3 protein-coding genes are annotated in these 1,578 nt (G+C 36.6%); all 3 read right to left on the bottom strand.

The annotated features are described in order from the left end of the window. Positions 1-638, bottom strand: a 638-nt coding sequence (gene deoD, locus AACY61_RS13515; RefSeq protein WP_339612106.1) for a purine-nucleoside phosphorylase, incomplete at its 3' end; no start/stop codon positions are given. Further along, positions 622-1,293: a deoxyribose-phosphate aldolase gene (deoC, locus tag AACY61_RS13510; RefSeq protein ID WP_339612105.1), complete on the bottom strand. Its 672-nt coding sequence runs from the start codon at positions 1,291-1,293 to the stop codon at positions 622-624. The genes deoC and deoD, both read right to left, overlap by 17 nt. Positions 1,294-1,413: 120 nt before the next feature. Then, positions 1,414-1,578, bottom strand: a 165-nt coding sequence (locus tag AACY61_RS13505) for a hypothetical protein (RefSeq protein WP_339612107.1), incomplete at its 5' end; no start/stop codon positions are given.

The following is a 1,578-nucleotide window of genomic DNA, read 5'->3' as shown; positions in this document are numbered from 1 at the left end:
GTTGTTTTTTCACCAGTGACAAGCGAATCTGAAATTGTGAGAATTGAAAGTGCATTTACATTGTGTTTTGCTGCAACAGTATAAAGGCCTGCGGTTTCCATTTCAACACAAAGCACTCCAAATTGCGACCATTTTTTATAGCTTTCAAATTCATCTGCATAAAATTCATCGCTAGTCATGACATTTCCTGCTTTAATGGGAATGTTTTTTGATTTTGCAATATCAACAGCTTTTTGAAACAGTTCATAATTGGCTGTAGGTGCAAAATCTGCACCACCAAAGCGTAACTCATTAACACCTGAAGTTGAGGATGCGGCCATAGCCAAAACAATGTCTCTTAATTGTATGTGGGCCTGATATGAGCCAGCACTTCCAACTCTAATTAAGTTTTTAACCCCAAACTCTGTAATTAATTCATGGGCATAAATGGAGATAGAGGGCACCCCCATACCTGTACCCATTGCTGAAACTTTCTTACCTTTGTATGTTCCGGTAAAGCCCAGCATTCCGCGTACTTCATTAAAGCATTTAGGATTTTCAAAATAGGTTTCGGCAATCCATTTTGCCCTAAGCGGATCGCCCGGCAGTAATATGGTTTCGGCGACATCTCCTTTTTTTGCGTTAATATGTATGCTCATTTTCTGAATTTTTATTGGTTACAATGGCAATGCCTGAAGAAGTCCCGATGCGTTCAACACCTAATGCAATATATTCAAGTGCTGTAATTTTATCTTTTATTCCTCCAGAAGCTTTTATTTTTACTTGATTTTTAACAACAGACTTCATTATCTGAACATCTTCAAAAGTAGCTCCACCGGTTCCAAAACCTGTAGAGGTTTTTATAAAATCTGCCCCTGAATGCATGGCGAGTTCACTAGCTTTAATAATCTCGGGTTTATTGAGATAGCAAGTTTCTAAAATGACTTTTAAAACTTTCGGGCCAATGGCTTTTTTAACAGCCTCAATATCTTTCCATACAGTGTCAAAATTTTCACTTTTTAAGGCACCTATGTTCATTACCATGTCTATTTCATCAGCACCGTCCTCAATGGCTTTTTTAGCTTCAAAAGCTTTGGCTTCAGTGTTCATTGCACCTAAAGGAAAACCTACAACACTGCAAACCTTGACATTGCTTTCTGATACAAGCGCTTTTGCAAATGCAAGATTAGAGCTGTTTACACATACTGAGAAAAAATCATACTCAAGGGCTTCAATACAGAGAGTCTTGACATCTGATTCAGTTGCAAAAGCTTTTAAGAGTGTGTGATCGATGTACTTATTTAATCTTTGCATAGAAAACAAAGGTAAAAGAAAATGCGTTAACAAAAGCTGAGATTCCTCATAGTATTACATCATTTTTTAAGTAAAAAAACTCCCTTCGTTTAGAAAGGAGTTGATTTAATTTTTTAAAAATTATAATACCTGTTGCTCACTTATTTGATTTCTAAACACCAGTTTGTCATCAAAAGCATCTAGTAAGATGATACTTTCAGTTGTGATGTTACCAGCGAGTATTTCTTTGGAAAGTTCATTTAAAACGTCCCTTTGAATGACCCTTTTGACCGGTCTTGCTCCATA

It is taken from the genome of uncultured Planktosalinus sp. (assembly GCF_963973675.1).
In the GTDB taxonomy this organism is placed as follows: domain Bacteria; phylum Bacteroidota; class Bacteroidia; order Flavobacteriales; family Flavobacteriaceae; genus Planktosalinus.
The sequence above is the reverse complement of the archived record's forward strand: the minus strand, read 5'-3'. Positions and strand labels throughout refer to the sequence as shown.